Source organism: Pseudomonas sp. SDO5591_S426, assembly GCF_054070755.1.
In genome coordinates this window covers 1-6,685 of the sequence record NZ_JBSVXD010000252.1, presented here as the reverse complement: position 1 = coordinate 6,685, position 6,685 = coordinate 1, and the positions used below count along the sequence as shown (strand labels likewise).

General features: G+C 60.9%; 4 protein-coding genes. 2 read left to right on the top strand and 2 right to left on the bottom strand.

Annotated elements, in window-relative coordinates:
* Window positions 1-42 precede the first annotated feature (42 nt).
* Both ACW9JC_RS27645 and ACW9JC_RS27640 read right to left on the bottom strand, forming a co-directional pair.
* Window positions 43-2,568, bottom strand: coding sequence for a PepSY domain-containing protein (locus ACW9JC_RS27645; protein WP_457459000.1), 2,526 nt, complete (start codon window positions 2,566-2,568; stop codon window positions 43-45).
* A 136-nt stretch (window positions 2,569-2,704) separates the two neighbouring features.
* Window positions 2,705-5,032: a TonB-dependent receptor gene (locus ACW9JC_RS27640; RefSeq protein ID WP_457458998.1), complete on the bottom strand. Its 2,328-nt coding sequence runs from the start codon at window positions 5,030-5,032 to the stop codon at window positions 2,705-2,707.
* 208 nt (window positions 5,033-5,240) lie between these two features.
* Between ACW9JC_RS27640 and ACW9JC_RS27635 the strand changes: the two genes are divergently transcribed.
* Both ACW9JC_RS27635 and ACW9JC_RS27630 read left to right on the top strand, forming a co-directional pair.
* Entirely contained in the window at window positions 5,241-5,921 is a 681-nt protein-coding gene (locus tag ACW9JC_RS27635) for a Fe2+-dependent dioxygenase (protein ID WP_457458996.1), read from the top strand.
* Window positions 5,922-5,978: 57 nt separating this feature from the next.
* Window positions 5,979-6,671 (top strand): tetratricopeptide repeat protein, encoded by a 693-nt coding sequence (locus ACW9JC_RS27630; protein ID WP_457459002.1) that lies wholly within the window; start codon window positions 5,979-5,981, stop codon window positions 6,669-6,671.
* The last annotated feature ends 14 nt before the right edge of the window (window positions 6,672-6,685 follow it).

The window sequence follows — 6,685 nt, the reverse complement described above, 5'->3', positions numbered from 1 at the left end:
ATCGCAGCCTTCGGCAGCTCCTACAGGGGAGGCGCGGTGTTATCAGTAAACGTCGCGGCGGTAGCGGCCCTGTTCGATCAGGCGCTGCACTTCGGCTTCGCCCAATACATCGTTGAGCACTTGATCAACCCCGGACGCCATCCCCTGCAAGCTGCCGCAGATGTAGATCACGGCACCATCCGCCAGCCATTTCTTCAGTTCGCCGGCCGATTCGCGCAGGCGATCCTGCACGTAGATTTTCTCGGCTTGATCGCGCGAGAACGCCAGGTCCAGACGCTGCAAGTCACCGGAAATCAACCACTCTTCCAGCTCATCGCGGCACAGGTAATCGTGTTCACGATTACGCTCGCCGAACAGCAGCCATTGACGTGTTTGGCCATCGGCAATCCGCGCCTTGAGCAAGCTGCGCAATCCGGCCAACCCGGTGCCGTTGCCGAGCAGAATCATCGGCACCGGCTCGTTCGGCAGATGGAAACCACTGTTGCGGCGTACCCGCAGGCTGATGCTGCCGCCCACGGGAGCGTGTTCGGTTAACCAGCCAGAGCCGACGCCGAGGCTGCCATCGGGGTGCAGTTCCTGGCGCACGATCAATTCCAGAATGCCGTCGGCGGCAATCGAGGCGATGGAGTATTCGCGCATGGCCAACGGCACGAGGGCGTCCAGCAGGGCTTGCGCGTGCAGGCCGACCAGATGACTGCGGTTCTGCGGCAGTTGGCGGCTGGCGAGGGCTTGCTCCAGCGGTTGCGTCAGACCGTCGTGCTCAATCGTGGCCCGACCGTCGATCCCCAGGCCATCGAGGAAGTGTTCGATCGCCCACGGACAGTTGCGCGGCAGCACTTCCACCAGGTCACCGGCCAGCCAACTGCTGGTGGTTGGCGCTGTAAGGCCGAGCAGATAAACAGGCGAACCGCTGCTGTCAGGGTTGAGCAATTCGCGGCGGGTCAGGGTCCAGTTGTCGTAGCTCGGCGCTTGCCATGTATCGACAGGCGCCTGGCCGGTCAACAGGCCGAGCTGCTGTTGCCAGTGACGCAGGGCGTAAGGATCGCCGCTGTCGACTTCCACCGGGGCGAACAAGGTCTTGCCGCCGTGTTCGCCGAGCCAGTTGTGCAGGCGCCGGGCAAAACCACAGAAGTGTTGGTATTGGCGGTCACCGAGGCCGAGTACTGCATAGTTCAGGCTTTCCAGGCTCAAGCTGCGGCCCAGTACCTTGCGTTCGAAACCGCGGGCGCTGTCCGGCGCTTCGCCATCGCCGAAGGTGCTGACCACGAACAATGCGTTGTCTGAATCACGCAGGTCCTGCTCACTCACATTCGCCAGCGGCTGCACTTTCACCGGCAGGCCGGCAGCCTGCAATTGGCCGGCCGTCTGCCACGCCAGTTGCTCAGCAAAGCCGCTCTGACTGGCGAAGCCGATCAGCCATGCCGGCGCGTCGCTGCCCGGTTGAACCAGGCCTTTGCGCGCGTCCTTGATCTGGCGTTTTTTGCGTCGGCGATCCAGGTACAGCATCCATCCGGTGATGAAGAACAGCGGCATGGTCAACGCGGTGATGGTCAGGATGATCCGCCCGCCGATGCCAAAATAACTGCCGGTGTGCAACGCGTAGATACTGGTCAGCAATTGCGCCTTGAAGCTCTTGTCGCTGTAGCGGTCATGCCGCTTGATAACGCCGGTGACCGGGTCGAGGGTGATCTGGTTCAGCGCGCGGTCGTGGGGCGAATCTTTGAGCAGGTAAAAAACGGTCGCCGGTTGTCCGGCCACGGGCGGCATACGGGTGTTGTAGAAACTCAGGCCAGGACCTGCCGCGCTGTAGATGCTGCTCCACATCGTTGAGTAATCGGCGACCGGTGCCGGGCCACTGGGTGCCGGGCCGCGAGCGCGAACGCGTTCGTTCTGTGGCGAATCGGAGAGCAATTGGGTCAGGCCCTTGCTGTACCACTCGTAGGACCAGAACAACCCGGTCAACGCTGACAAGAGGTAAAACACCAGGCACCAGGTGCCCGCAACCGAGTGCAGATCCCAGTTGAAGCTGCGACCTTTTTTCTTCCAGTCGAGGGTCAGCCAGGCGCGCCAGTTTTTCCATTGGCGCGGCCAGCGCAGGTAGAGGCCGGACAGGCAGAAGAACACCAGGATCAAGGTGCAGGCGCCGGTGATTTGTCGACCGGTATCGCCCATGGCGAGGAAGCGATGCAGTTGCAGCATCAGGCCGAAGAATTGCTGGCCGCTGGCGTCGCCCAGCAGCTCGCCGGTGTACGGGTCGAAAAAGCGCATCGGGCCGCGACGCTCACCCGCAGGCGGAGTGAAGAAGGCGCGTGCGGCGATGTCGCTGTCGATGTCCACCGACAGCATCGAGACTTTCAGGCTCGTGGCCGCTTCGATTTTTTCCACCAGTTCGGCGGGCGGCAGCACACCGGCGACCCGTTTTTGCACCTGCAACACGGAAGGATTCAACGTGTACAGGATCTCATCCTGAAACGACACCATCGCCCCGGTGATGCCCATCAGGGCCAGGACCAGTCCGGCGCTGATGCCAAAAAACCAGTGCAACTGGAACAGGGTTTTCTTCAACACGTCGCTCGCCTTGTTCGTTCAAAAATAATCATCACGGCGCGCATTATGATGCCGTGGGTTGTCGAGAAACATTCTTTTTTACACACAAAAGCCCCGCTCACCTGGATGAACGGGGCCTGGCCTTCACGCTTCTACATCAGAAGTGGAAGTTGGTGCTCAGCAAAGCAGTACGGCCCGCCGCCTGGTTGGCGAAGTGAGTCGAGAACGCCTTGTCGTAGTAGGTTTCGTCGGTCAGGTTCTGCACGTTCAGTTGCAGGTCGATGTTCTTGGTCAGCTTGTAGGCGGCCATCGCATCGTAGCGAACGTAGGAATCGACCATGGTGGTGTTGGCTGCGCTACCGAACACGTCGTCGACATAGAACGCGCCGCCGCCGATGGTCAGCTTCGGCGTGACCTGGTAAGTGGTCCACAGGCTGGCGCTGTTTTTCGGCGTGTTCGGCAGTTCGTTGCCATCGTTGGCTTTGTTAGCCGGCAAGTCGCCGCCATCCACTTGCTCGCTGTCCATGTAGGCGTAACCCGCGAACACCTGCCATTTGTCGGTGAGCTTGCCGGTGGCCGACAGTTCGAAACCTTGAACGCGGGTCTTGCCGACGTTTTCATAGGTGGTGGTGTTGGTTTGCACGCGAGCGTTTTCTTTCTCGGTGCGGAAGATATCGGCGGTCAGCGACAGGCGATCGTTCAGCAGATCCCACTTGGTGCCGATTTCGTAGTTCTTGGTGGTTTCCGGCTCCATGTCGCTGCTCAGCAAGTTGCCGTTGCGATCTGGGGTGCCGCCCAGCGGGTTGCCGTCCTGGCCTTCGCCGAGGGTAGCGCCCGGTGGCGTTGCCGAGGTTGCGTAGGACGCATAGATGCTGCCGTTTTCCGCCGGCTTGTAGACCACACCGAACTGGCCGGTGACGAACTCGCTGACATCATCGCCCTTGGAGGTGGTGGTGCCGGCAGCGTTGTAGGTTTTGTAGTCGGTGTCGAAATGGTCGTAGCGCAGGCCCATGTTCACCAGCCACTGCTCGGACAACGTCAGGGTATCGAACACGTAGAGCGCGTAGGTTTTGCCGGTGGTGTCGGTGCCGGCATAGTTACGCGAGATGGCACCGTTCCACGGATCGCTCGGGGTCGGGTTGGACAACGATGTGCAGTTGTAGCCGCTTGGCGCGCCGATCAATGCCGGGCTGCAGTTGGTGCTGGCGTTGCCTGGCGAGCCCGGGGTGGTGTCGGTGTTGACGTTGTACGAAGATTTTTGGCTTTCTTCGCGGCTCAACTCGACACCAGTGGCGAAGCTGTTCTTGAAGCCGGCGATGTAGACATCACCAAACAGGTCGGTCTGGTTGGTGGTGGTCTCGGTGTTGCTGACGCGGGTGTTGGCCCGGCGCCAGACGCTGCCGTTGTTGACGTTGCCCTTGCTGTCATCCGGCTGGGTCAGGATGTAGTCCTGCATGCTGTTGCCGTGGCGCAGGGTGTTCTTGACGGTCAGCGCATCGCTCAAATCGTGTTCGATGGCGATGGTCGCGGTATCGGTGCGGCCCTTGCGGAAGTCGCGGCCATCGAGACCGTAGAAGTTGCTGCTGTCGCCGCCGTCCTGAGGCTTGTCCGGGTTGGACTTGGTACGGGCAGCGGAGCCAGCGGTCGGGATCGAATACGGAATACCCGAGTCCGGGGTGTCGTTGCTTTCCAGATGGTAGTAGTCGAGGTTGACGCGGGTGTCGGTGCCCAAGCCAAAGGCCAGCGACGGTGCGACGCCCCAACGGTCGTAATCGACGCTGTCGCGGCCGGCGACGTTGCTTTCGTGGCTCATCAGGTTCAGACGGCCGGCGACGGTGTCGGAGAACTGGTAGTTGCCGTCCATGGTGTAACGCTGGGTCTGGTCGGAGCCCCAGGTGTAGCCACCGTCGAACGAATTGCCCAGGTGCGCTTTCTTGCTCACCAGGTTGATGCTGCCGCCGGCTGCGCCACGGCCGCCGATGGCCGAGTTCGGGCCTTTGCTGACTTCGATCGATTCAACGGCGAAGATCTCGCGGCTCTGCGAACCGGTGTCGCGCACGCCGTCCAGGTAGGTGTCGCCCTGGGCATCGAAGCCGCGAATGAACGGACGGTCGCCCTGCGGGTTGCCGCCTTCACCGGCACCGAAGGTAATGCCTGGAACAGTGCGCAGGGCGTCCTGCATGTTCAGGGCGCCGGTGTCCTTGAGGACTTGTTGCGGGATGACCGTGATCGAACGCGGTGTGTCGACCAGCGGCGCGGTGTACTTGGGCGAGGAGGCTTTCTCGACGTTGTAGGAGGTCTCGTCCTGGGCTTCGCCACTGATGGCGGTAGCGCCCAGCGAAATGGTATTGCTCGGCGCTTTTTCGTCGGTTTTTTCCGCCGCGAATACCATGTGGCCCGCAGAGCCGGCAGTGATTGCAACGCCGATTGCAGAAGCGAGCAAACGTGGTGAACTAACCGGTAATTGTGGTTGCTGACGTGACATTTCGGATTCCCCTCCCCAAGGATTTGAGGCGGCGGAATATAGGGTAGACGCGTACTTGTATCAATTGCGAAACGTTACTATTCGCACTGAATTTACATTCTTTACAATTTAACCTTACGGCTTTTACAGTTTCATTCGTCTGTCGGGTTTTACACAGGCAATAAGAATCAATACCATTGGCGCCCCTTGGTTCTCAGGCGTCCTTCCCATGCTGCTGCACATTCCCGGCTTGTTCGACAATGAAGAAGTGCGGCGCATTCGTGAGGCTCTGCAGCAGGCCGATTGGGCTGACGGCAAGATCACGGCCGGTTATCAGTCGGCCAAGGCCAAGCACAATTTGCAGTTGCCGGAAGGTCATCCGCTGGCCAAGGAGATCGGTGCGGCCATGCTGGAGCGGTTGTGGAAAAATCCACAGTTCATGTCAGCGGCGTTACCGCACAAGGTCTTTCCTCCGTTACTGAACTGTTACACAGCCGGCGGCAGTTTCGACTTCCACATTGACAACGCCGTGCGTCAGCCCAAGGGCAGCATCGAACGTGTGCGCACCGACCTGTCGGCCACGCTGTTCTTCAGCGAGCCCGAGGACTACGACGGCGGCGAGCTGGAAATCCAGGACACCTTCGGCACCCAGCGCGTGAAATTACCTGCCGGTGACATGGTGCTGTATCCCGGCACCAGCCTGCACAAGGTCAACGCGGTGACCCGTGGCACGCGTTACGCCTCGTTCTTCTGGACGCAAAGCCTGGTGCGCGAAGACAGCCAGCGCGCGCTGCTGTTTGAAATGGACGGCGCGATCCGCCAACTGACCCAGGATGTACCGGATCACCCGTCGCTGATCCGTCTGACCGGCACCTATCACAATCTGTTGCGCCGCTGGGTCGAGGTGTAAGTGGCGGACTTTCGCTTGCGCCGCGAGGAAGTGCTCGACGGTGATCGCCTGCGCTCGATGCTCGACGAAAGTCCGGCCCGCGCAGCACAGGCCATCCTGATCGCCGCCCGTGAAGGTGAAACGGAGGCGCAGGCGTTGCTTGGGCAGATTCTGCTGGACGGACTAGGGATCGCGCAGGATCAAATGCTGGCGCTGCGCTGGTTCGACATCGCCGCCCGGCAAGGGCACCAGATGGCGCGCAACATGCTTGGCCGTTGTCATGAGCATGGCTGGGGTTGTGTCGCCGATGCGGCGGTTGCCGCGCGGCACTATCGAATCGCCGCCGAGGCCGGGCTGGATTGGGCGATGTACAACTACGCCAACCTGCTGGCGACCGGGCGCGGGTTGGTTGAGGATCAGTCGAAGGCGTTGAGTTTATATCGCCACGCTGCCGAACTCGGCCATGCGAAATCGATGAATCTGTTGGGTCGATATCTGGAAGAAGGGCGAGTCTGTCCGGCTGATCCGGCGGCAGCCCGAGACTGGTATCGGCGGTCCGCCGAGGGCGGGGACTTTCGTGGGCAGTTCAGCTATGCGGCTGTGCTGACCGACGAAGGGAATATTGATGATGCAATGGTCTGGCTGCGCAAGGCGCTGGCGGGTGGCAATCTGAATTTTCTGCGGGTGGCGAGTCAGGCTCTTATGAGCGCAACTGATCCACGTATTCAGGCGATGGCAGGCGACTACGCCAAACGGTGCGCTGAACTGTAGGAGCTGCCGCAGGC